At 49.8% G+C, this 22,777-nt stretch carries 21 protein-coding genes; 18 read left to right on the forward strand and 3 right to left on the reverse strand.

The window, feature by feature from the left end:
* The first annotated feature begins 89 nt into the window (after positions 1-89).
* The 7 genes from FGS84_RS04240 to FGS84_RS04270 all read left to right on the forward strand — a co-directional run bounded on the left by FGS84_RS04240 (position 90) and on the right by FGS84_RS04270 (position 7,355).
* The gene (locus FGS84_RS04240; protein WP_138306432.1) at positions 90-719 is read left to right on the forward strand and encodes a DUF3841 domain-containing protein; all 630 of its coding nucleotides are present in this window, start codon (positions 90-92) and stop codon (positions 717-719) included.
* Positions 700-1,413 carry a TetR/AcrR family transcriptional regulator gene (locus FGS84_RS04245; RefSeq protein ID WP_138306433.1) on the forward strand — a complete coding sequence of 238 codons (714 nt, stop codon included), beginning with the start codon at positions 700-702 and terminating at the stop codon, positions 1,411-1,413. The genes FGS84_RS04240 and FGS84_RS04245 overlap by 20 nt, the downstream gene beginning before the upstream one ends.
* A 211-nt stretch (positions 1,414-1,624) precedes the next feature.
* Positions 1,625-2,215: a DUF3841 domain-containing protein gene (locus tag FGS84_RS04250; protein ID WP_138306434.1), complete on the forward strand. Its 591-nt coding sequence runs from the start codon at positions 1,625-1,627 to the stop codon at positions 2,213-2,215.
* A gap of 150 nt (positions 2,216-2,365) precedes the next feature.
* Positions 2,366-3,691 (forward strand): glycine/sarcosine/betaine reductase component B subunit, encoded by a 1,326-nt coding sequence (locus tag FGS84_RS04255; RefSeq protein WP_138306435.1) that lies wholly within the window; start codon positions 2,366-2,368, stop codon positions 3,689-3,691.
* 26 nt (positions 3,692-3,717) lie between these two features.
* A complete protein-coding gene (locus tag FGS84_RS04260) occupies positions 3,718-5,037 on the forward strand; it encodes a glycine/betaine/sarcosine/D-proline family reductase selenoprotein B (RefSeq protein ID WP_138306436.1) in 1,320 nt (439 codons plus the stop codon).
* Positions 5,038-5,211: 174 nt separating this feature from the next.
* Positions 5,212-6,696: a BCCT family transporter gene (locus FGS84_RS04265; RefSeq protein WP_138306437.1), complete on the forward strand. Its 1,485-nt coding sequence runs from the start codon at positions 5,212-5,214 to the stop codon at positions 6,694-6,696.
* Between the two features lie 272 nt (positions 6,697-6,968).
* Entirely contained in the window at positions 6,969-7,355 is a 387-nt protein-coding gene (locus FGS84_RS04270) for a heavy-metal-associated domain-containing protein (RefSeq protein WP_138306438.1), read from the forward strand.
* Here FGS84_RS04270 and citG read toward each other — a convergent pair.
* Positions 7,316-8,722, reverse strand: coding sequence for a triphosphoribosyl-dephospho-CoA synthase CitG (citG, locus tag FGS84_RS04275; RefSeq protein WP_138306439.1), 1,407 nt, complete (start codon positions 8,720-8,722; stop codon positions 7,316-7,318). The two genes, FGS84_RS04270 and citG, sit on opposite strands and share 40 nt — an antisense overlap.
* A 249-nt stretch (positions 8,723-8,971) precedes the next feature.
* Here citG and FGS84_RS04280 point away from each other — a divergent pair, with 249 nt between their 5' ends.
* From FGS84_RS04280 to FGS84_RS04325, 10 genes are all read left to right on the forward strand, one after another.
* On the forward strand, positions 8,972-9,589 hold the full coding sequence (locus FGS84_RS04280; protein WP_138306440.1) for a 5-formyltetrahydrofolate cyclo-ligase: 618 nt from the start codon (positions 8,972-8,974) through the stop codon (positions 9,587-9,589).
* A 142-nt stretch (positions 9,590-9,731) separates the two neighbouring features.
* Positions 9,732-10,166 carry a DUF3788 domain-containing protein gene (locus tag FGS84_RS04285; protein WP_138306441.1) on the forward strand — a complete coding sequence of 145 codons (435 nt, stop codon included), beginning with the start codon at positions 9,732-9,734 and terminating at the stop codon, positions 10,164-10,166.
* Positions 10,167-10,325: 159 nt separating this feature from the next.
* Complete coding sequence (locus tag FGS84_RS04290) at positions 10,326-11,537, forward strand: ROK family protein (protein ID WP_138306442.1); 1,212 nt, start codon at positions 10,326-10,328, stop codon at positions 11,535-11,537.
* Positions 11,538-11,772: 235 nt separating this feature from the next.
* Positions 11,773-12,822, forward strand: coding sequence for a substrate-binding domain-containing protein (locus FGS84_RS04295; protein ID WP_138306443.1), 1,050 nt, complete (start codon positions 11,773-11,775; stop codon positions 12,820-12,822).
* Positions 12,823-12,968: 146 nt separating this feature from the next.
* Complete coding sequence (locus FGS84_RS04300; RefSeq protein ID WP_347563784.1) at positions 12,969-14,444, forward strand: sugar ABC transporter ATP-binding protein; 1,476 nt, start codon at positions 12,969-12,971, stop codon at positions 14,442-14,444.
* A 20-nt stretch (positions 14,445-14,464) separates the two neighbouring features.
* On the forward strand, positions 14,465-15,448 hold the full coding sequence (locus FGS84_RS04305; protein WP_138306444.1) for an ABC transporter permease: 984 nt from the start codon (positions 14,465-14,467) through the stop codon (positions 15,446-15,448).
* Between the two features lie 23 nt (positions 15,449-15,471).
* Complete coding sequence (gene xylB, locus FGS84_RS04310) at positions 15,472-16,953, forward strand: xylulokinase (RefSeq protein ID WP_138306445.1); 1,482 nt, start codon at positions 15,472-15,474, stop codon at positions 16,951-16,953.
* Between the two features lie 35 nt (positions 16,954-16,988).
* Entirely contained in the window at positions 16,989-17,927 is a 939-nt protein-coding gene (locus FGS84_RS04315; protein ID WP_138306446.1) for a nucleoside hydrolase, read from the forward strand.
* 15 nt (positions 17,928-17,942) lie between these two features.
* Positions 17,943-18,818: a sugar phosphate isomerase/epimerase family protein gene (locus tag FGS84_RS04320; RefSeq protein ID WP_138306447.1), complete on the forward strand. Its 876-nt coding sequence runs from the start codon at positions 17,943-17,945 to the stop codon at positions 18,816-18,818.
* A 62-nt stretch (positions 18,819-18,880) separates the two neighbouring features.
* Complete coding sequence (locus FGS84_RS04325; RefSeq protein ID WP_138306448.1) at positions 18,881-19,405, forward strand: GNAT family N-acetyltransferase; 525 nt, start codon at positions 18,881-18,883, stop codon at positions 19,403-19,405.
* Here the strand turns inward: FGS84_RS04325 and FGS84_RS04330 are convergent.
* Positions 19,396-20,337, reverse strand: coding sequence for a LysR family transcriptional regulator (locus tag FGS84_RS04330; RefSeq protein ID WP_138306449.1), 942 nt, complete (start codon positions 20,335-20,337; stop codon positions 19,396-19,398). The genes FGS84_RS04325 and FGS84_RS04330 overlap by 10 nt on opposite strands.
* A 19-nt stretch (positions 20,338-20,356) precedes the next feature.
* Positions 20,357-22,330 carry a DNA topoisomerase (ATP-hydrolyzing) subunit B gene (gene gyrB / locus FGS84_RS04335; protein ID WP_138306450.1) on the reverse strand — a complete coding sequence of 658 codons (1,974 nt, stop codon included), beginning with the start codon at positions 22,328-22,330 and terminating at the stop codon, positions 20,357-20,359.
* A gap of 95 nt (positions 22,331-22,425) precedes the next feature.
* On the opposite strand from gyrB, the gene FGS84_RS04340 reads away from it, so the two are divergent.
* Complete coding sequence (locus FGS84_RS04340) at positions 22,426-22,770, forward strand: hypothetical protein (RefSeq protein WP_171042536.1); 345 nt, start codon at positions 22,426-22,428, stop codon at positions 22,768-22,770.
* Positions 22,771-22,777: the final 7 nt, after the last annotated feature.

A 22,777-nucleotide genomic window follows, 5' to 3' on the forward strand; every position in this document is an offset into this window, starting at 1 on the left:
GGCTTTCGTTTTCTTTTTGACAAATATTATAAAACAATGTACACTGAAAGTATAACTTTAAGTCATGAATATGCCTATGGAGGGATAATATGCTGAGGGATGGTATGGAAGACGGATTCAGCCCGGGTTCCATGCTGCATTTGTGGACAGCCCAGACAGATGCAGTCCTTGATTGTATCAGGGAGAATGGATTTTCACAGGTTAAAATGGAGTTTATTGACAAAAAGTATGAGGAGAGCGCCTGGGTGTTTAAGGAGGCGTACGGCTTTTTTAAACAGAGGGCCAGGCTCATGGTGGAACCGCCTGATGGAGCGGAGTCTCCTGTCTGGCTTTTTTTTGACCCGAACTGGGTATATTTGTCCCAGGACAGTTATCTGCTGGAGCTGTCCGTTCCCAGGGAGCGGGTTGTTCTGTTTGACCGTGAAAAGTGGCAGAAGGTACTGAATCTTTCCTATGTGGGTAAGAGTCAGGAGGACGAAGCCAGGTTTGAACAGAAAATGAACCGGATGGGAGTGTCTACATACTGGGAAGTTTTTCAGTCGGCCTTTTATCCGTACCTGAAGTCGGAAATCAGGAAGAGCTGGGACCGCATATTTGATATAGACAATACGGAACAAATCAATCTGGGAGCTGCTGTGTGGCAGCTCAGGCAGGAGGATGTGGTGGGGATAAATTCTCATTCAGCTTCAGAAGAAAGGGATGGTTTTAGTGGAAAATGAACGAGTGAGGAGAAAATATTTTAAGGATTTAAACCGAAAAGTTTACATAGAAAGGGCTTTGGAAATCATCCGGGATGAGGGGACCGAGGCCATTTCCATACGAAGGATGGCCAAGGAATTCCAGTGCAGTACCACCAGCATGTACCGGTATTTTGAGAATGTGGAGGAGCTGCTTTATTATGCCAACCTGGGGTATCTGGACGAGTACCTGGAGGAGCTGAACATCCACGAAAAGGAGTGGCATGATATCTGGGACATGCACATTGGCATATGGGAATGCTACTGCCGCATTGCCTTCCGCTATCCCCAGGCCTTTGATATCATTTTTTTCAGTTCCGCCAGCCGGAACCTGACCACGGCCATCCGTGAGTATTATGACATGTTTCCGGAGCGAATCAACATAGTCAGCCCCTATCTTCAGGTTATGCTTCAATCCACGGACCTGTTTGAGCGTGATATGGTCATGGCGGAGCGCTGCGCGCAGGCAGGCGTGATTACGGAGGAGAATGCCGTGAAGATGAACCGTATGGTCTGCCTTTTGTATAAGGGGTACCTGAAGGACATCCTGGATTATGGCCTGGAGCCGGAAGCGATTGAGGATAAGGTCCAGGAGTTTAAGCGCGATGTGGAAGTTATTGTAGGCATATATGCCAGCGACACCCTGGGCCATGATTATATGGCAAATGCCAGATAGAAAACCACCAGAAATAAAATGAATTGCCGCGGCCGTCAGAAGTGATTTCCGCGGCTCATTTTTTATGGAGCCGGAGCGTGTTCAAAATTTATTTCTGCCCGGATGTTGGAACGTGATTTTCAGATGCACTCAGAAGAATGTAATTTTCAGACGCACTCAGAAGCTTCATGAGAAAATAGTAAATATAAAATGCCAAACAGGAGGGATTGATATGAGCAAAAAAACAGAGAACGGTTTTTACACGGTTTACACCAGGCAGTCCGGAAAGGTCCTGGAGGAATTGGAGAAAACAGGGTCCTACCGGGTGAAGGAGGAATATATCAGGATGAAGAATGACTCTATTTCAGAGTACTACCTGAAACTTTACCGGTGGTTTGCTGAACGGTGCAGGGAGAGGATTGATGTTCCGGAGGGCTGCTCATTTCCCATATGGCTGTCCATGCATGACGAATACAGATTGAGGAACACGGAGGACACCGTGTGCTTCACGCTCAGGATACCGGAGGACAAGGTCCGCGTCATCTCCGAGTATGCCTGGGGGTTCCGGGTCAATTATATGTATGTGCCGTTAAATCTGGAGGACGAGCGCGCCTTTAACGAGGAGCTGAAGCGGTATGGGATTGAGAATGAAATGGCCCTTGTGACAGAGGCGTTGGGCAACTATTATCCCATGCTGAAAAAGAGAATCATAGCCAGCTGGGACCGGGTGTTTGAGCTGGAGCCCAACTCCCCGGCGGACGAATTAGGGGTATGTTTTGAGATTAAACAGGAATGGATTCAGACAATTGAGACTCTTACATGATGCATAAAGTTACCATGGTATTATCCAACAATGTTCTGAAAATCGTCAAAATGCACAAAAAGGCTTGCAAACCGGGCAGTTAATGTTAAAATATTAACTGTTAATAGCCGGAACTATAGAAAATTTCTATAAGAAAGGAGCAGTTCATTTATGAAACTGGAACTCGGTAATTTTTATGTAAAGGATATCGTTTTTGGTGACAAGACCAAGTATGAGAATGGTGTCCTTACGGTAGACAAAGAGGATTGCCTTGCCTTTGTCAAGAAAGACCCGCACATTACGGAGGCAGATTTAAGAATTGTAAAGCCTGGCGATATGGTGAGGCTGGTACCTGTTAAAGAGGCAGTGGAGTGCAGGGTAAAGGTAAACGGGGACGCATTGTTCCCAGGTTATACAGGACCGCTGTCACAGGCTGGAAATGGAAGGACACACTGTCTGAAGGATATGAGCCTTTTGGCTGTGGGCAGACACTGGGGAGGTTTCCAGGACGGGCTCATTGACATGGGAGGGGAAGGCGCTAAATATACATATTTCTCCCAACTTAAGAATCTGGTGCTGGTTGCGGATACAGATGAGGATTTTGAGAAACGGGAGCAGCAGAAGAAGAACAGGGCCATCAGGGAAGCTGTTCACAAACTTGCTGAATACATTGGTTCCTGCGTAAAGGATATGGAGCCGGAAGAGGTTGAAAGCTACGAGCTGGAGCCGGTCATTAAGAGGGCGCCTGAGACTGAGAAGCTTCCATCCGTTGTATACGTGATGCAGCCGCAGTCCCAGATGGAGGAGATGGGCTACAACGACCTCTGCTATGGATGGGACTGCAACCACATGCTTCCCACCTTTATGAATCCCAATGAGGTATTGGACGGAGCCATGATATCCGGAAGCTTTATGCCATGCTCTTCCAAGTGGGCTACCTATGATTTCCAGAACTGTCCTGTCATCAAGAGACTGTACAAGGAACACGGCAAAACCCTTAATTTCCTGGGCGTTATCATGTCAAACCTGAATGTTGCCCTGGAGCAGAAGGAGCGTTCCGCATTATTTGTGGCACAGATTGCAAAATCCCTGGGAGCAGACGCAGCCCTGGTGACAGAGGAAGGCTACGGCAATCCGGATGCTGACTTTACAGGCTGCATCGTTGCGCTGGAAGATGCCGGCGTTAAGACCGTAGGTCTTACAAACGAGTGTACAGGCCGTGACGGCAAGTCCGACCCGCTGGTTTCCATGGATGAGAAGGAAGATGCCATTGTATCTACCGGTAATGTTTCTGAATTGATTGAACTTCCGCCAATGCCTGAGGTAATCGGCGAGCTGGAAGCCCTTGCCAGGGACGGCCTGTCAGGCGGCTGGGCCGGGGATGAGATTTTAGGACCGTCAGTGAGACCGGATGGCTCCATCATCATGGAAAATAACGCCATGTTCTGCGGAGACCAGATTATCGGCTGGTCCACCAAGACTGTCAGGGAATTTTAAGGAAAATCAGTGAAAGGAGTTTCGTTATGAAGAACGTTATCTGTTATATCAACCAGTTCTTCGCAGGCATTGGCGGCGAAGACAAGGCTGATTTTGAACCGGAAATCAGAGACGGCGTCATGGGACCTACAGCAGCTATCAACCAGATGCTGGCAGAGCTTGACGCCCAGGTCACCACAACCATCATCTGCGGTGACAACTTTATGAGCACACACAGGGATGAAGCCATTGAAAGGATTCTGACTGCATTAGAGGGCAGGGAGTTTGACCTTTTCCTGGCCGGACCAGCCTTCCAGGCCGGCCGTTACGGCGTTGCCTGCGGCGAGATTGGAAAGGCGGTTGCCGCCAAGTTCGGCGTACCGGTTATCACATCCATGCACGCAGAGAACCCTGGTGTTGAGATGTTTAAGAAAGAAATGTATGTCATGATAGGAAGCCATTCTGCAGCCAGCATGAAGAAGGATGCAGGCGCTATGGTAAAGCTGGCGGATAAGCTGTTAAAGGGCCAGGCACCGGAAGGACCGGATGCAGATGGATATTATGCAAGAGGCATCCGCCATCAGGTATGGCGCGGGGACGGCGTGACTGCTGCTGACCGTGCAGTGGATATGCTGATTGCCAAGGCATCCGGACAGCCGTACCAGTCTGAGCTGATTATTCCCAAGAAGGATTTGGTTCCCATTGCACCGGCTCTTAAGGATTTAAAACATGCCAGGATTGCGCTGGCCAACACCGGCGGTATTGTTCCTGTGGACAATCCGGACAGGATTCAGTCCGCGTCCGCAACACGCTGGGGCAGATATGACATCTCCAAGATGGACCGCTTAGAGAGCGGCGAGTTTAAGACAATCCACGCCGGCTTTGACCCGGCTGCTGCCAATGCAGACCCCAATGTCATCATGCCTGTGGATGTTATGAAAGAATTCCTGAATGAAGGCAAATATGGTTCTCTCCACGACTATTTCTATTCAACCGTAGGAACCGGAACCACACAGGGAGAAGCCAGAAGAATGGCTAAGGAAATCATACCGCTTCTGAAGGAGGACCATGTGGATGCCGTTATCATGGTCTCCACCTGAGGGACCTGTACTCGTTGCGGGTCAACGATGGTAAAAGAATTTGAGCGCGCAGGATTCCCTGTTGTACTTATGTGTAACCTTCTTCCGGTTGCCCAGACGGTTGGCGTAAACCGTATGGTTCCAACCATATCCATTCCATATCCTCTTGGAAATCCGTCAACCTCCAAGGAGGAACAGCATCTGCTCCGCCGCTCCAGAGTGGAAGCAGCACTGGATGCGCTGGCTACGGATATTAAAAAGCAGACCATTTTCAAAGTAGGAATCTAGGATACAGGCCGGTACGAAATAGGGTTCTGTATGCCATGAGTGATGAGTGGCTTTGTGTGCCGCCTGACAGGGGGGCCTGTCAGGCGGCAATTTGTTTGCTTGAAGCTTTTGTCTGGCTGTCCAGAATCATTTTGCCGGCTGTCCGCATGCTTTTAGGAGAAGGAGAGGGCCTATATGAAAGACAAAAATCAGGTATTCGTGGTTTCATTAGTGATAACCATTATCATGGCAATATGGGCGGTTGCCTTTAATGCCAATTTTACAGTTGTATCAAATGCTGCATATTCATTTCTGACCAATAACTTTGGCTGGCTTTATCTCATGGCCATGACCGCATTTGTTATTTTCTCCATTGCCATTGCGTTCAGCAAATGGGGAAAGATTAAACTTGGACCAGATGATTCCAAGCCTGAATATTCCACCATATCCTGGTTTGCCATGTTGTTTGGCGCCGGTATGGGTGTGGGACTGGTATTCTGGGGAATCTCTGAACCGCTGGCACATTTTTCAAATCCCATTCCGGGAATAGAGGCTGGTACGGAAGCAGCCGCAAATTTTGCCATACGGTCCAGCTACATGCACTGGGGGCTGCATCCGTGGGCTAACTATTGTATCATCGGACTGGGTCTTGCCTATTTCCAGTTCCGCAAGGGAAAACCAGGACTTATCAGCTCCATTTTTGAACCCCTTATCGGTGAAAAGGGAATCAACGGATGGGTTGGAAAGACCATCGACGTACTGGCAGTGTTCGCCACGGTAGCAGGCGTTGTTACCTCCCTTGGACTGGGCGTTATGCAGATTAATGCAGGCCTTAATTACCTGTTCGGCATTCCTACGACCCTGGTGATTCAAATCATTATCATAGCGGTAATAAGCGTTATCTATATATGGTCTGCTGTTGACGGCATCAGCCGCGGCATCAAGATTATTTCCGACGCTAACTTATATATTGCCATTGGCCTGATTATCGTTACATTCCTGGTAGGGCCAAAGCTTGAGATTCTTAACAACCTGACAAACGGGCTGGGACAGTATCTGCAGAACTTCTTTGGAGACAGCCTTATGATTAACAATTACGGCGACAATACCTGGGTGGGAGCATGGAGAGTGTTCTACTGGGCATGGTGGATTGCATGGGCTCCATTTGTGGGTTCCTTCATTGCACGTATCTCCAAGGGCAGGACCATTCGGGAATTCATCGCAGGCGTGGTGCTGGCACCGGCCCTGGGTTCCATTCTCTGGTTTGCCATTATGGGAAGCCTGGGACTGCATCTGGGTATGGACGGCACACTTTCCGTTGCACAGATTGCGGATATCGCAAGCAAGCCTGAGACAGGACTGTTCATTGTTATGGGCAAGTACCCTCTGGGAATGATTCTGTGCGTGGTATCTCTAGTGCTGTTATGCACATTTTTCATTACCTCGGCAAACTCCGGTACCTTTGTGCTTGCCATGTTCTCATCCAAGGGTGACCTGAATCCGAAGAATGGAAGAAAGGTGCTGTGGGGCGTGGTACAGTCTCTTCTGGCTGTTGGCCTTCTGATTGCAGGAGGTTTGAAACCCCTTCAGACCATTTCCCTTGCAGCGGCATTCCCCTTTATATTCATCATGCTGTTTGCAGGGGCTGCCCTTGTAAAGGCCCTGATGAAAGAAAAATAGTCAGAAAACAGTTATGTGTTAGGAAAAACAGATAAGGAATATGCGGGTGCAGAGCCCGCAGAGTAAAATTGGATGTCCTGAAAGCAGCCTTATAATAAAAGGCAGGCTTTCAGGGCATTTTTGTTTTCGGGGGTGAAGGACTTCAGAAGCATTGGTAGAATATTAAATAAGGAAGGAATTGACATTTTGGTTAGTGGATGCTAATCTTATCATATAAACAGATAAATGGGTACAATGGTAATAATGCAGATGAGTAAAAGGGAGATGAAATTATGTCAACAGCCATTATATGTACAGTCCTGATTGTCATTGCAATCATCGGAATCAAGAGCTACACCAAAAAACTTACCTCCGGGTGCTGCGGCTCTTCTTCCCAGCCATCGGTGAAAAAAATCAAGGTAAAGGATAAGGATAAATCCCACTATCCTTATACCCGGATTCTCAAGGTGGACGGTATGTCCTGCGGCAATTGCGCCAGCCATGTGGAAAATGCCCTCAACAGCCTGGAGGGAGTATGGGCCCAGGCGGACCTGGAAAAAGGCGAGGCCCTGGTGCGGATGAAGCAGGAATATGAAAACAATGAGCTTAAACAGGCTGTTAAGGACGCGGGATATGTGGTCTATAAAATAGAAGAAAGTCCTGTGTGTTCAAACAGGTAAATGAAGAAGGTAAGGGCCAGCAGGTCGGCGCTGCCTCCGGGGCTTATGTTGGATTTTATAAATTCCGCATCCAGTGATTCGATATAAGGAATCGGGTCTGCGTCTGCAAATGCCGGGTCGTTTAGCTTGCCGCGAAGGGCGGCCTGTATTTCCTTCATGGCCTCATAGGAGGAACGGTTGACAATATTGGTGTCCTCAGAATAGGCCATGATGTACAACAGGGTCATGGCTCCCGCATCGTTGAGGGAGAGTCCCCTGCCCACATGGTGCTTCAGTACGGGAAGCGCTACCTTAAGTACGGTATGGTAACCGGACAGGGCCTCGCCCCTTGCGCCTTTCATACCGTACAGGGCGTATAGCCGTTCTCCGTTTGTACGGGCGTTTTCAGCAGTCACATGATTAAAATCCTCAAGCACGTCCGCCACCAGCTTCTGGTTTATCTCCAGAAGGGCATCCGGGGAGTATGGAATATGGTTGGCATACATGTATCCCAGGGAGCCGTTCATGATGGCCAGGGAAAATATAAGTCCCTTATGTGTGTTTACCTGGTTGGTGGCCCGGAACATGGTTTCCTCGGCCTGGATTCCCAGGGAACGGAGTCTGGAAAAGATGCGGGAAAATGGTTCGTGTCCGTTTTCAATGCCGCACAGGGCAAATTTTTCAAAGTAGTGATTCAGAGAAACAGCGCTGGCCTCAAAGGTAAAGATGTCCATATCCTTATGGGCTCCCGTATTGTTCCGGTCCACCAGCCCTGGCTTGGGAGTGACACTGACTTCATATAAAAGAGCCTGCATGGACAGGGAGGACAGCCTCTTGGCATGCTGTTCAGCAAAATAGCTGCTCATAATCCTGCATTCCTGTTCCAGAAGCTCCTTTACGGAGTGGGTTCTGGCACGGCTGCACACAAATGCATCCTGGTTGCAGATAAGACATTTCCGGCCGGAAAAACCCAGGTCTGTCCTGGATATTTTCATACCGTCTGTCTGAATCACATCAATGTCAAACAGCCTGCCAAAAGCAACAGAGTCTTCTAACAAACAGAGGATTTCTTTCACAAACCGTACATCCCCGTCTACCACCCAGAAATACTCATGCCCTGTATGGGATGTGACGGTATGGGTTGCAAGGATGGGGATTTTCCATGCATGGCACTGGGTTTCTATGAGACGGATGCCCTCATGAAAGGTCCGCAGAGCCAGGGGAAAAACCTTGACGGGTCCTACTATGTTCAGGGTAAAGGAGATTACAGGCAGGTGATATTGGGACAGAAGCATTCTCTGGATATCCTGCCGGTGTTCCCTGGCGTCCAGCATGTCTTCAAGTGAAACCTCCCTGCCTGTGACCAGGGTTGAAAGATTGATGTTCATGTGCAGCCTCCTGTGATTGGTATGTCGGTTTGATACCATTGTATCCGGTAATAGGAAAAAACACAAGGCAGGGAGGACGGTTGTTTCCCGGGACGTTTTTCAGGCTGTTTTCCGGGCGGCGGCTTTCATGGTGGTTGTCTTAACATCCGGGGAAGTGTATAATGGGGGAAATAATGACAATGAAGGATATAATGGCATTGAGGGATATAATGGCAATGAGGAAAATAACGACAGGGAGGGGAAACATCCATGGCTTCAGAAGCGTTTAAAACACCGGAGGACCAGAAGAAAGCACTGCGTCATGAAATAAAAGAGGCGGTTGCAGCACTGGATGAGGGTTATACAAGGGAGGCGGACACCAGGATATTCCGGTATGTGACCGGTCTGCCGGAATTTGAGCAGGCGGGAACCCTGTTCTGCTTTGTGGGAACCAGCGGGGAGATAGATACAGCCCCCATATTGGAGGAGGCTTTAAGACTGGGGAAACGGGTGGGTGTTCCACGGTGCATTGCCAGAGGCGTCATGGAGGTGGGGGAAATCAGAAGCCTTCAGGATTTGGAGCCGGGAAAGTACGGCATCCTGGAACCGGGGGTCCATGCCCCGGTCATACAGCCGGAGGAAATCAGCCTGGCTATTGTGCCGTGCATGTCATGCAGCCATGACGGCAGGCGTCTGGGGTACGGCGGCGGTTACTATGACCGCTATCTGGACAGGACCCGGGCCGCGAAGGCTGTCATATGCAGGGAACGGGTCATGCGCCACGATATACCGGTGGAGCCCCACGACCAGATAATGGATATGGTGATATCCGAAGATGGAGTCAGGCGCCTGGGGTCAGATGCCTGCCGGACCCTGACAGAGTCATAGGCGTATCTGCCGGATGCCGGAAAACATGACATGCAGATGTCATGTTATAGATGGTATAATCCTGGAATGACAGTTGTGTGATACAGCGGTATACCGCACCGGGCAGGCAGAGGCGCGGGCGTGATGAAAAGGAGGTACGGCAATGACGTGGATGGAGGTGTACCCAGCTCACAGGCAGCCGGATATGGAGCAAATCGGAGAGTATATAGCCAATCCCTGCTGGCAGCAGCTTTTGGACTGGCTGGAGGAAACCTTTCATCTCTCCCCCAGGATTGAATACAGCAGATGTTCCATGCAGGGCGGATGGAATGTAAAGTATAAGAAGGGGTCCAGGGCGGTTTGTACATTGTATCCGGAAGAAGGGTATTTTATCTGCATGGTTTCCATTGGGGCAAAGGAAGCCCCGGAGGCGGAGCTGGCGCTGAATGGCTGTACTGCGTATGTCCGTCAGTTGTATCATGATACCACTCCGTTTAATGGGGGAAGGTGGCTGATGATTGAGGTAAGGGACAGGGATGTGCTGGAGGATGTGAAGGAACTGATTGGAATCCGGATGAGGAAGAAGCGGGCTGTTTAAAAATCATCTGCAGCAGCAACGGCTGCAACAGCAGGAAGAGGAGGGACATAAATCCCCCCTCTTCCTTATTTTTGTCTTGACAATCCGTTCATTGCAACGTATGATGAATATATTAATTGGATTAATTCATTAAAATCAATTAATGAATAGGGAGAGTGTATGAACAGAAGCATAAGGGGTTTTAATCAGGAGAATATACAGGACATGAACCGGACGCTGCTCCTTAACCTTCTCAGGAAGGAAGGAATTTGTGCAAGAGCCCATCTGGCCAATCTGTCCCAGTTAAAACAGGCAACAGTGACTAACATTGTCAGCGATTTTATTGACTGGGGACTGGTGAAGGAGGTCGGCTTTTTAGTTGGGAATAAGGGACGCAGGTCCATAGGCATTTCCATTAATAACGATGATTTTGGGGTTTTGGCCATAAGGCTGGCCAGAAAAAATTATACGGTAGGAATTTTCAACCTGTCCGGGAATCTGCTGGATAAGAAGCGGGTGGAGCTGGATGTGAACCAGCCTCCAAGGATAACCTTTGAGGCCATAATCGATGCAGCCGGAAAGCTCATCAGGTCGCCTGAACCAAGGAAAATCATAGCCATAGGCATGGCCATACCAGGCCCTTACAGTGAGAAAAGAGGGCGTATTGAACTGATGACAGGCGTCCTTGGATGGAATGAGATTCCGATTCAGGAAAAGCTTCGGGACATTTTCAGAATACCGGTATTTCTGGAGCAGGATGCAAATGCAGGCGCCCTGGCCCAGTACTGGCATAATGATGAGGACTATAAAAACGGAGTTGTGGTATATATTGCAGTCGGCCAGGGCGTGGGCGCCGGTATCATCAACAACGGTGAACTGCTCAAGGGCTGCATCGGGGTTGCAGGGGAGGTGGGGCACACCTCGGTCTGCTACAATGGTCCCAGATGCGCATGCGGCAACTACGGGTGTCTGGAGAATTACTGCTCTTCCATTGCCTTTACCAAGGAGGTTAACCGCGTACTAAAGCCTGAGACGGAATATAATTTCCGGCAGGTGTCCCAGCTCTTAAAGGACGGCAGCCAGGAGGTTATGGAGATTTTCCTGGATGCCTGTGATAAACTTTCCGTTGGAATCGTAAATATTATCAACAGTTTCAATCCATCGGTCATTGTAATAGGAGATGAGATGTCCCATATCCTTCCGTCGGTTATGCTGGAAAGGGTTAAAAGCAGGGTAAAGGAGAGGGTGCTGCCGGAGATTTATGCCAACATGGATATAACCATGAGTGTGGTGAGCAATGATTCCATGGCCCATGGGGCGGCCATTGTGGCGATAAATGATATTTTCAATCATCCCTTAACCTATTTTGAGAGCAGACAAAAGAACGATTGAGACAGGTATAAGAAGGCAATACAAAAGAAAGTCATATTTACAAGGCTGTGGTTTGTCAAAGTGCACAAACCACAGCCTTGTTTTTGTGCAAAATATCAAATAATGAAAATGAAATACTGCATTTTTAAAAACTTATTGACAAAACATTCAATTTGTTGTAATATAAAGTCAACTTATTAATTAATCCAATTAATGAATATATTCAAAAAATGATTATCTTGGAGGAGGAAAAGTCATGAAGAAAACATTAGCAGTTGTTCTTGCAGCCATGATGGCAGCCAGCCTGACAGCATGCGGAGGTTCTGCAGCCAAGGATACCACGGCTGCCGCCGCAGAAGCTCCGGCAGCAGAAAGCACAGCAGAAAAAACCAGTGAGGACGCAGGGGCGGCCGAAACGGAAAAAACAGCAGAAAAGGCAGAGAAAAAGCAATATAAATTTGGCTTTACGGAGATGAGCGCCGGTTCTTTCTTTGATGCCTGTTACGGCGGCGTTGAGGAAGTGGTCAAGGCCAACGGGGACGAGGTTGTCCATGTGGAAGGAAAAGCCGACAGTGCTTACCAGCTGGGCGTAATCGAAGATTTTATTTCGCAGGGATGCGACCTGGTGTTCTACAACCCGTCAGATGCAGCGGCATCGGCAGCAGCAGTGAAGGCCCTTAATGATGCGGGTATTCCCATTGTAAACTTCGACTCAGCTGTCAGCGACCTTTCCAAGGTGAACTGCTTTGTGGTAAGCGACAGCTATTCCTGCGGTCAGATTGCAGGCGAGGAATTGGTTAAGAATCATCCTGAAGGCGGAAAAGTGGCTGTATTGGATTTCCCTGCATCGGCAGCAGCAGCGGACAGGGCCAAGGGATTTGTGGACACAGTGACAGCCGACGGTTTATTCGAGGTAGTGGCCCAGATGGATGCAGGGGCAAAGCCTGAGAAAGGCCTGACCGTGATGCAGGATTTACTGCAGGCCCACAGTGACCTGACGGCCGTGTTCTGTATTAATGACGAGTGTGCCCAGGGCGCCTATTCTGCCATCACAACAGCAGGCGACAAGATTGAGATTTATAGTGTCAATGCAGGACCTGAGGCAAAGGCAGCCATGACAAAAGACGGCGTGGACGGCATTTGGAAGTGTACTGCTGCCCAGAGCCCAATCGGCATAGGACAAAAGAGTGCAGAGGTTGCGTATCAGATTTTAAATGGCGAATCTTATGAGTCTGAGATTAAGATTCCATCCTTTGCTGTAACACCTGAGAATATTGAGCAGTATAACAAGACGGACTGGCAGTAAGCAGGAGGAGGCATTAGATGCTGTATTGGCAGGAACGTGACAGTACAGCATCGGCCCGGAGCGTTCTGAGGAGCGCTTCGGGCCGGCCTCCCTTTATTTTATAGTACGAAGAGAGCGGGGTGCCAATGGTGAGCGCGGTTTTGGAAATGAAACACATAGCAAAGAGTTTTTCCGGCAACAAGGTGCTGCTGGACGTGGACCTGACGGTAGAGGAAGGGGAGGTCCATGCTCTTCTGGGAGAGAACGGTGCCGGAAAGTCAACTCTCATGAAAATTCTTGGCGGAATTTACACCAAGGATGCCGGCAGTATTTTCATAAATGGCAGGGAAGTCCAGATACACAGCGTGGCAGATGCCCGTGCTAACGGCATCAGTATCATCCACCAGGAGCTGATGCTGGCCAGACATATGACCATAGCGGAAAATATATTCATGGGCAGGGAACAGAAAAAAGCCGGAGGGTTTGTGGACCTGGCCAGGCAGGAAACTGAGACTCAGAGATTCCTGGACCAGTACGGCATAAAGTTAAAGGCTGATACAAGGCTGGACCGTCTGACCATTGCCCAGCAGCAGATGGTGGAAATCATACGGGCCGTGTCCTTCGGTTCAAGGATAATCGTAATGGATGAGCCCACTTCCTCGCTGTCAGACGCAGAGGTGGATATTCTCTACGGTATGATTGGCATATTAAAGGAACAAAAGGTATCTATCATATACATATCCCACAGGCTGAATGAACTCTATGACATTGCTGACAGGACCACGGTGCTCCGGGACGGGGAACATGTGGGAACAGTCAGGATGAAGGATACGGAGAGGTCTGAGCTTATCGCCATGATGGTGGGACGGGATTTGGCCAGCTATTATACGAAGAATGACAATGCAGAGGATGAGGTGGTCCTGGAGGTAAAGGATTTGTCTGACGGCAAACGGGTGAAAAAGGTAAGCTTTGACCTGCACAAGGGCGAAATCCTGGGAGTGTCCGGCCTGGTGGGGGCGGGAAGAAGCGAGACAGTGGAATGCCTCTTCGGAATCAGAAGAAAGGTCCGGGGGACCGTCCGGTTTAAAGGCAGGGAAGTGGATTTCAGGAATCCCAGGGAGGCCATGGCCAATGGATTCGGACTGGTTCCGGAGAGCAGGAAGGAACAGGGGTTATTCCTGCAGTCCGGTGTCAGGTTTAACACCACCATCAACGTTATTCCCAGATTCCTCAAGCATTTTATCTGGAACAGGCAGGCGGAAGACGACATCGTTGAAGGCAAAATAAATGACATGCACATTCGGGTCACTGGGCCGGAACAGGTAGTGGGTAAGCTCAGCGGCGGTAACCAGCAAAAGGTTTTAATCGGAAGATGGCTGTGCTCCACCAAGTCCGTGCTTATACTGGATGAACCTACCAGAGGTGTTGACGTAAAGACAAAATCTGAGATATATGCACTTATCGACCAGCTGGCTGCCGGCGGAATGTCAATTATCATGGTATCCTCGGAGCTCCCGGAGATTATCAATATGAGCGACAGGGTACTGGTCATGTGCAACGGATACAGTACAGGCATACTAAACAGGGATGAACTGACCCAGGAGCGGATTATGACTCTGGCTACCACAGAAATAGGCGCTTAAGTTCGAAACAGGAGGATAAAATGGAAGCAAAGAAAAATGACAGCATTTTGCCTGGCTTTGGCAGGAATGTGGTTTCAACAGTTAAATATAACGGCGGAATTATTATTGGCCTTTTCATCATTTGTCTGTTGCTCAGTGTTATGACGGACTCATTTTGTACGGTGAGGAACCTTTCCAATATCATGCGGCAGATATCCATCAATGTGATTCTGGCATGCGGAATGACCATGGTAATTATACTGGGCGGAATCGACCTTTCGGTTGGGTCGGTCATAGCAGTATCCGGGTGCCTTTGCTGCGGACTGATTACCAATGTGGGCATTCCATCCATCATAGCCATCCCTGTTTCCATCTGCGCAGGGACCCTGGTGGGCGTGTTTAACGGATTTGTTATATCCAGAACCACCATTCCTCCCTTTATTGTGACCCTGGCCATGATGAACATAGGAAGGGGGTTTGCCCGTATATATACCAAGGCAACCACAATATTAGTGGATGACCCATTGTTTACTTTTATTGGAAGTGGTAAAATTCTGGGAGGGGTGCCTATCCAGTTTGTGTATATGCTGGTAGTAATTGTCATTTCAGGTCTTATACTCAACCGGACAAAATTCGGAAGGAATATCTATGCAGTAGGGGATAACCGGCAGGCAGCCTCCTATTCAGGCATTAATTCCAGAAGAGTAACCATGATGGTATTTGTGATTATGGGAATCTTTGCGTCCTGTGCGGGAATCCTGAGTTCCGCCCGTACTTTTTCCGCACAGTTCAATGTGGGAGAAGGCTCGGAGATGGATGCCATATCAGCCGTTGTATTGGGAGGCACCAGCATGAGCGGAGGCGTTGGCCGCCTTAGCGGGACCATTATCGGCTGTATTGTAATCGGAGTATTGAACAACGGTATGAATATCCTGGGAATCGATTCCTCCTGGCAGTATGTGGTAAAAGGTGTGGTGGTCCTCATAGCTGTATTTATTGACTATATCAAGAAGATGAAAGATTAATGTTTCACCGGAAAGGATGAAGTATGTCAGTTATTCTGGGAATTGATTTGGGGACATCAAGTATAAAGGCAATGCTCCTGGACAGCGGCAGGGGTGTAATATCAGTGGAGAGCAGCCCTTATGAGGTATCCATACCATTGGAGGGATATGCGGAGCAGAATCCGGAGACATGGTGGCTGGAGACAAAGCGGGTCCTGGGACGTCTGAGGGATAAAAACAGACAGGAATTCAATGAGATTCAGGCAGTGGGTTTTTCAGGCCAGATGCATGGAATCGTTGTGGTGGACCGTAACGGGCAGCCCCTCCGCCCTGCCATCCTCTGGCTGGACCAGCGTTCCAGGAAAGAGCTGGAGTCCATTAATCATGTGCTGGGCTTCAGGGAGATGGGAGAGGTATTCAGGAACAGGGCATTTACCGGTTTTGCGTTCCCCTCCCTTATGTGGCTGAAGGAGCATGAGCCGGATGTGCTTTTAAAAGCCGGGGCAGTGCTGATGCCAAAGGATTATATCCGTTTCAGGATGACCGGCAGGCTTGCTTCGGATGTGACGGATGCTTCGGCCACTGCTTTGTTTGATACAGCTAACAGAAACTGGGCCTTTGGCATCATTGAGAAATTCGGACTTCCCAGGGAGATATTTCCGGCCTGCGGGGAGTCCATGGAGGTGGCCGGGACAGTCACCGGGCATTGCCATGAGGAATGCGGGCTTAAGGAAGGCATTCCGGTTGTATACGGCAGCGGGGACCAGATGGCGCAGAGCATTGGCAATGGCGTGTTCAGGGAAGGGGAGGTCATTTCCAACATAGGTACCGGCGGTCAGATTTCAGCCTATATAAAGGAACCAAAGTATGACAGGAAGCTGAGGACCCATACCTTTTGCCATGCTCTGGATAAGGCATATACCATATACGGGGCCACCCTGTGCAGCGGTATGTCCTTAAACTGGCTGAAGAATAAAATCCTGGATATAGAGGACTTCAACCGCATGAGCTATATGGCCCGTGAGATAGAACCAGGCTGCAAGGGCCTGATATTCCTCCCGTACCTGTCCGGGGAAAGGACTCCGCATATGAATCCCAGCGCAAAAGGAATGTTCTTTGGGCTGAGCTTATGCCAGGACAGACGCTATCTGACCCGGGCCGTCATGGAGGGAGTAACCTTTAGTCTCAGGGATTCACTGACTATTTTTGAGGAACTGGGAATTCAGTGCGAAACAGTCATTGCCTCGGGCGGAGGCTCCCACAGCGATGTGTGGCTGCAGATTCAGGCGGATGTATTTAACAAAAAAGTAAAAGTATGCGAGGTGGACGAGCAGGCCTGCCTGGGCGCATGTATTCTGGCAGGCACGGGATGCGGGATATTCGGCAGTGTGGAGGAGGCGGCCCGCAGGTTTGTCAGTTTCCGTGAAAAGGTATATGCGCCAATTCCGGAACATGTGGATATTTATGAAAAACAGTACAGGATATTCAGGGAACTGTATATAGCCAATAAGCGGTTCATGATTTGATACATGCGGGTTCGGGAAGCATAAGGAGAATACATATGGGAAGAGAAAAGATATTACTGGACACAGATATCGGCACGGAGGTGGATGATGCCATTACTCTGGCATATCTTCTGGCCAATCCGGATGCGGAAATCATGGGAATCACCACGGTTACCGGAGAAGCGGCGGAGCGGGCAAGGCTGGCAAGCGTATTGTGCCGCATAGCAGGGAGGGCGGATATACCCATTTATCCGGGATGTGAAACGCCTGTTTTTGTTCCCCAGATTGAGCTGTATGCGCCTCAGAAAAAGGTACTCAGCAGATGGGAGCATCAAAAAGAGTTTCCGGCCAACCGGGCGGTTGCATTCATGCAGGATGTAATACGGAGAAATCCAGGGGAGATTACGCTGGTATGCATTGCACCCCTCACCAATGTGGGATTGCTTTTTGCAATGGACCCTGAAGCTGCACTGCTGCTTAAGCGTATTGTGCTTATGTGCGGCTCGCCTACGTATACCAGATACGACAATACAGGAGAAACAATGAGCGCAATGGAAAAAAGCGATGTCATTGTTTTGGGAAGCAAGGGCGTAATTGAAAATAATGCGTTGATTGACCCCCATGCGACAAAAATTGTCTATGGGGCGGATGTGCGGGAACATATTACATGCGGTTTAAATGTAACCAGTCAGCTGATAATGAAACCTGAGGAGGCGGAAGGGCTGTTCCGCCACCCCCTTCTGGAACCTGTATTGGACATAGCCAGGGAGTGGTTTAAGGACGAAGAGAGGGTGACATTCCACGACCCATTGGCAGCCGTTTCGCTGTTTCACGATGATGTGTGCGTGTTTGAGCAGGGAGACTTGTCCATAGAGACAGACAGTCCTTTGCTCTCCGGATTTACGTACTGGAAGAAAAATGCCGGCGGGCGCCATAAGGTGGCCATGAAGGTTGATAAAGAGATGTTTTTTAAACATTTGTTTGAGGTATTTTAAAGAGGAGGTAATGGGATGAAATACGGTATTTATTTTGCTTATTGGACAAAAGAATGGTTTGCTGACTATAAGAAGTACATGGATAAGGTATCTGCATTGGGGTTTGATGTGCTGGAAATCTCCTGCGCAGCGCTCAGGGATGTATACACAACCAGGGAGCAGCTGATTGAACTGCGGGAATATGCCAGGGAAAAGGGACTGATTCTCACGGCCGGCTACGGACCTACCAAAGCGGAAAACCTGTGTTCTGAAGATCCTGAGGCAGTGAGGCGCGCCATGACATTTTTTAAGGACCTGCTTCCAAAGCTGCAGCTGATGGATATCCATATTCTGGGAGGCGGACTGTACTCCTACTGGCCGGTGGATTTTACCATCAATAATGACAAGCAGGGAGACCGGGCAAGGGCTGTCAGAAATCTGAAGGAACTGGCTAAGACAGCAGAGGAATGTGATGTGGTTCTCGGCATGGAGGTGCTGAACCGCTACGAGGGTTATATTCTCAATACATGTGAAGAGGCGGTTGACTTCGTGGATGAGATTGGAAGCAGCCATGTAAAGATTATGCTGGATACCTTCCATATGAATATCGAAGAGACCAATATGGCCGATGCAATCCGCAGAGCAGGTGACAGGCTGGGACATCTTCATCTGGGAGAACAGAACCGTCTGGTGCCGGGGAAAGGCAGCCTGCCATGGGCGGAGATAGGACAGGCGCTCCGGGATATAAATTATCAGGGAGCTGCTGTTATGGAGCCGTTTGTTATGCAGGGAGGAACCATTGGCTCTGAGATAAAGGTATGGAGAGATATGGTACCGGACCTTTCAGAGGAAGCACTGGACAGGGATGCAAAGGGTGCGCTGGAATTTTGCAGACATGTATTCGGCATTTAGTACTGTACCGGGACGGGGCTGAATGAACGGGTAAACCATTTGGTGAAAGAAGGCGGACAAACATGAAGTTAAGAAAATACCGCAGTTTTGACTGCCCGGAAATGGCCCGGCTGTTTTACGATACAATCCACTCAGTAAACAGTCGGGACTACACGCAAGCACAGTTAAACGCCTGGGCAGACGGAAATGTGGACATAGAGGCCTGGAACCGGTCGTTTACGGAGCATGAGACCATTGTGGCTGTGGACGGAGAGAGAATCGTGGGTTTCGGCGATATGGACGGAAACGGCTACCTGGACCGTCTGTATGTGCACCGGGATTACCAGGGGCAGGGAGTGGCCACCGCCATATGTGATTGTCTGGAACAGTGGGAGAAGGACCAATGGATGCAAAACCAGAAGCATATGGCTGGCGGCGGGGAACCGTTTCCTTCCCCGCTGCGGTTCACAGTCCACGCCTCCATCACGGCCCGTCCCTTTTTTGAGAAAAGGGGATATAAGGCAGTGAGGGAGCAGCAGGCGGAGCGGAAGGGACAGAAACTTGTAAACTATGTGATGGTAAAGACTGTGGAGAACAGCTATGATTGAATTGCCGCAGCCTGTTTCCTGTGGAGATACTCCTTCAGAAGTTCTGTAAAGAGAGTCATGTTTTCCAGCGATATTCTGGAAGGAGAATTGTGTTTCAGCATATAGAGCGTGCGCCGGGGCGGCGCAGGTGACAGAGGCAGTATCCGTATGGGATACTGCCTTTTTAATCCGATGGCAGTGGTGGAGGGCATGATGGTCCAATAATCCTCTGCCTCCAGAAAATCATTGAGAATGGAAATACTGGTGGCTGTCACAAGGGGACGGCTGCCGGGCCTGATATACCGGTCATGCCACAGCTTGAACTGGGGGCCCCATCCAATGTTGCTGTTGGCGGGAGAACCGGTCAGCAGCTCTCTGTGGGGCGGAAGTGAGGAAGGGTGAACCGGTGATGCAGGGGAAATATCCGGAGGCACCAGCCCGGAGCTTTCTGGAATGACCAGCACCATGTCATCCTCTGACAGAGGCGCTGCATTTACATGGGGGGTGCTGATGTCATAGAGGGCAAATCCCACATCGGCCTGTTTGCTGCTGACAAGGGAATAAATCATATCCGCGGGATAACACTTAATATCCAGTGAAAAGCCGTGGAGGGAAATAAGTTCCCTGTAAAATGGCGTCAGGTTGTAGTCCAGGAAGCTGTCTACCGTGGCAATGGTCAGGCAGGGGGAATCGCTCATGCCTCCTATCTGGTCCGCTTCATTCCAAAGGGCCAGCATCTGGGCTGCAACATGGGAAAAGGCCAGCCCCCTGGATGTGGGAAGGGCGGACCTGACTCCCTTTCTGCGTTCAAAAAGCGGGTAGCCAAGCTCCTCCTCCATGGCCCTCAGCCTGGACCCGGCTGTAGAGGGAGAGAGATAGAGCTGCTCCGCTGCCTTTATAAGGTTATTTTCTTCCAATATGGTCATAAAAAGCTGCAAATCATCCCGGTTCAAAGCAAAATATCCCCCTTTATCAGATATCCAGCATGGAAATGTACTGCGCATGTTCCAAAATGAAATTTTTCCGGGGCTCCACTTCATCGCCCATAAGGATGGAGAAGGTCTGGCAGGTTTCATCGTACATATCCATGTCATCAATGGTGACACGCAGGAGCGTACGCCTGGAAGGGTCCATGGTGGTTTCCCATAGCTGTCCGGCATCCATTTCACCCAGGCCTTTGTAGCGCTGTATTTTGCAGGTGCCGTCCCGCTGGATGTCGTTTAAGGTCTGCGCCAGCTCGCTGTCACTATAAGCATACCAGAGTTTCTTTCCTTTTTCTACCCGGTAAAGAGGGGGCCTGGCCAAAAATACGTGTCCCTCCTCAATAAGCTTTGGCATGAAACGGAAGAGGAATGTCAGCAAAAGGGTGGTGATATGGGCTCCGTCCACATCTGCATCCGTCATAAGGATGATTTTGCTGTACCGCAGGTTTTCAAGGGAGAAGGTGTCCAGCACGCCTGTGCCGAAGGCGGAAATCATGGCCTTGATTTCTGCATTGGTACTGATTCTGTCCAGGGATGCCTTCTCCACGTTGAGTATCTTGCCCCGGAGAGGGAGCACTGCCTGGTTTTCGCGGCATCTGGCCAGCTTGGCGGAACCGCCGGCTGAGTCGCCTTCCACAATGAACAGCTCGCATTCACCGGGATTTTTGCTGGAACAGTCCGCCAGCTTGCCGGGAAGGGAGAGTCCGGACAATGCGGTTTTACGGCGGGCCATCTCCCTGGCAGTCCTGGCAGCGGTTCTGGCCTTCCTGGCTAAAAGCGCCTTGTCACAGATGGCTTTGGCCGCTGCGGGATTCTGTTCCAGGAACAGGGTGAGGCGCGTATACACCATTTGCTCCACCACCGGGCGTACATGGCTGCTTCCCAGCTTTTGTTTTGTCTGGCCTTCAAACTGGGCGTCCTGAAGGCGGACGCTTAGGACAGCGGTCAGCCCCTCGGAGAGCTCATCACGGCTCAGGGAAGAATCCGTGTCTTTCAGAAGCTTTGCATTCCTGGCATAGTCATTGACCGCCCTGGACAGTGCCTGGCGGAATCCTGTTACGTGGGTGCCGCCTTCGGGTGTGGAAATGTTATTGGCAAAGCTTAAGAGCTGTTCCCCGTAAGAGGAATTGTGTACCAGGGCAAATTCTGCCTGCACGCTGTCTGTCTCATGATGGCCGGAAATGATTCCCGTATAAAGGGGGTCATCATCCTGGCTCAGCCAGGATACAAAGTCCTTAAGTCCGTTCTGGAAGCAGAAGGTGCAGGACCAGGGGGATTTTGGATTTGATGCCCCGCTGCCGGAATCCGGCCGCAAATCATACAGGGATATTTCCAGGCCCTGGGTCAGGAAGGCAGTTTCGCGCAGCCTTTCCTCCAGAACATCCCTGTCCCAGGCAATGGATGGGAAAATATCCTGGTCCGGCATAAATGTCACCGTGGTGCCATGACTCCGGGGACTGCACGGGCCCAGTTGTTTTACCGGGGTTACGGGTATGCCCTGTTCATAAGACTGGGAGTATGAGAAACCATCCTGGTCCACCTGTACATGCAGCTGGGAGGAAAGCGCATTGACCACAGAAGCACCGACACCGTGAAGGCCGCCTGATACCTTATAGCTGCTGTCATCAAATTTTCCGCCGGCATGGAGAACCGTGAATACCACCTGGATGGCGGAAAGACCGGTTTTGGTCTGGATTCCTGCCGGAATACCCCGTCCATTGTCACGGACGGTTACGGAACCGTCCGCGTTCAGGTACACCTGGATGGAGGTACAGTGGCCTGCCAGGGCCTCATCAACGGCATTGTCCACGATTTCGTAAACCATGTGGTGAAGCCCCTGGGAAGAGGTGCTGCCGATGTACATGCTGGGGCGTTTGCGCACTGCCTCCAGCCCCTCCAGTATCTGTATCTGGGCAGCGCCATAGTCTTCTGTTACCGGGGATAGGGATGATGTCTGATTCATAAGGCAATTCTCCTGAACTTAGTTAGAGTATCAGTAACATTCTGCCATTATATCAGAAAGAGACGGGGAAACATTGGTTGATTTCCTGGGATTATATGGCGGGAAAACCGGCATTGCATTATGAAATAGACCCACAAACAGGAAAACCAGAGAGAATATTGAAAAAAGAGAAGAAGTGCGGTCTTATCGTAACCATGAATGTGTCAGAAGAATATGCTCATAATGGTTATGGAAATACGATGGAGTCAATCGCTGGTTCTATGGGCATGGTACTTGGCGGCTGTGAGATTTTATACTCCTGCGATACCTACCAGTTTAAGGACTATTCCAAGTATTATGCTGGAATGTGGGACGAACGCCAAAAGGCAGAACACAGAGAGCAGCAGTTCCCTGTTGATATGAAAAATGCCTACGAACTTGGAAAAAGACTTGTTATGTAAGAATGAT

The organism is Clostridium sp. 1001271st1 H5 (assembly GCF_005845215.1).
Taxonomy (GTDB): Bacteria; Bacillota; Clostridia; order Lachnospirales; family Lachnospiraceae; genus Enterocloster.

What these genes read in the sequence shown, in the direction of transcription:
- FGS84_RS04285 (WP_138306441.1), top strand. Translation starts at nt 9,732, where the DNA reads ATGACGTGGATGGAGGTGTACCCAGCTCACAGGCAGCCGGATATGGAG.
- FGS84_RS04340 (WP_171042536.1), top strand. Translation starts at nt 22,426, where the DNA reads ATGGCGGGAAAACCGGCATTGCATTATGAAATAGACCCACAAACAGGA.
- FGS84_RS04325 (WP_138306448.1), top strand. Translation starts at nt 18,881, where the DNA reads ATGAAGTTAAGAAAATACCGCAGTTTTGACTGCCCGGAAATGGCCCGG.
- gyrB (WP_138306450.1), bottom strand. Translation starts at nt 22,330, where the DNA reads ATGAATCAGACATCATCCCTATCCCCGGTAACAGAAGACTATGGCGCT.
- FGS84_RS04320 (WP_138306447.1), top strand. Translation starts at nt 17,943, where the DNA reads ATGAAATACGGTATTTATTTTGCTTATTGGACAAAAGAATGGTTTGCT.
- FGS84_RS04290 (WP_138306442.1), top strand. Translation starts at nt 10,326, where the DNA reads ATGAACAGAAGCATAAGGGGTTTTAATCAGGAGAATATACAGGACATG.
- FGS84_RS04255 (WP_138306435.1), top strand. Translation starts at nt 2,366, where the DNA reads ATGAAACTGGAACTCGGTAATTTTTATGTAAAGGATATCGTTTTTGGT.
- FGS84_RS04295 (WP_138306443.1), top strand. Translation starts at nt 11,773, where the DNA reads ATGAAGAAAACATTAGCAGTTGTTCTTGCAGCCATGATGGCAGCCAGC.
- FGS84_RS04300 (WP_347563784.1), top strand. Translation starts at nt 12,969, where the DNA reads ATGAAACACATAGCAAAGAGTTTTTCCGGCAACAAGGTGCTGCTGGAC.
- FGS84_RS04240 (WP_138306432.1), top strand. Translation starts at nt 90, where the DNA reads ATGCTGAGGGATGGTATGGAAGACGGATTCAGCCCGGGTTCCATGCTG.
- xylB (WP_138306445.1), top strand. Translation starts at nt 15,472, where the DNA reads ATGTCAGTTATTCTGGGAATTGATTTGGGGACATCAAGTATAAAGGCA.
- FGS84_RS04265 (WP_138306437.1), top strand. Translation starts at nt 5,212, where the DNA reads ATGAAAGACAAAAATCAGGTATTCGTGGTTTCATTAGTGATAACCATT.
- FGS84_RS04245 (WP_138306433.1), top strand. Translation starts at nt 700, where the DNA reads ATGGTTTTAGTGGAAAATGAACGAGTGAGGAGAAAATATTTTAAGGAT.
- FGS84_RS04280 (WP_138306440.1), top strand. Translation starts at nt 8,972, where the DNA reads ATGGCTTCAGAAGCGTTTAAAACACCGGAGGACCAGAAGAAAGCACTG.
- FGS84_RS04250 (WP_138306434.1), top strand. Translation starts at nt 1,625, where the DNA reads ATGAGCAAAAAAACAGAGAACGGTTTTTACACGGTTTACACCAGGCAG.
- FGS84_RS04315 (WP_138306446.1), top strand. Translation starts at nt 16,989, where the DNA reads ATGGGAAGAGAAAAGATATTACTGGACACAGATATCGGCACGGAGGTG.
- citG (WP_138306439.1), bottom strand. Translation starts at nt 8,722, where the DNA reads ATGAACATCAATCTTTCAACCCTGGTCACAGGCAGGGAGGTTTCACTT.
- FGS84_RS04270 (WP_138306438.1), top strand. Translation starts at nt 6,969, where the DNA reads ATGTCAACAGCCATTATATGTACAGTCCTGATTGTCATTGCAATCATC.
- FGS84_RS04305 (WP_138306444.1), top strand. Translation starts at nt 14,465, where the DNA reads ATGGAAGCAAAGAAAAATGACAGCATTTTGCCTGGCTTTGGCAGGAAT.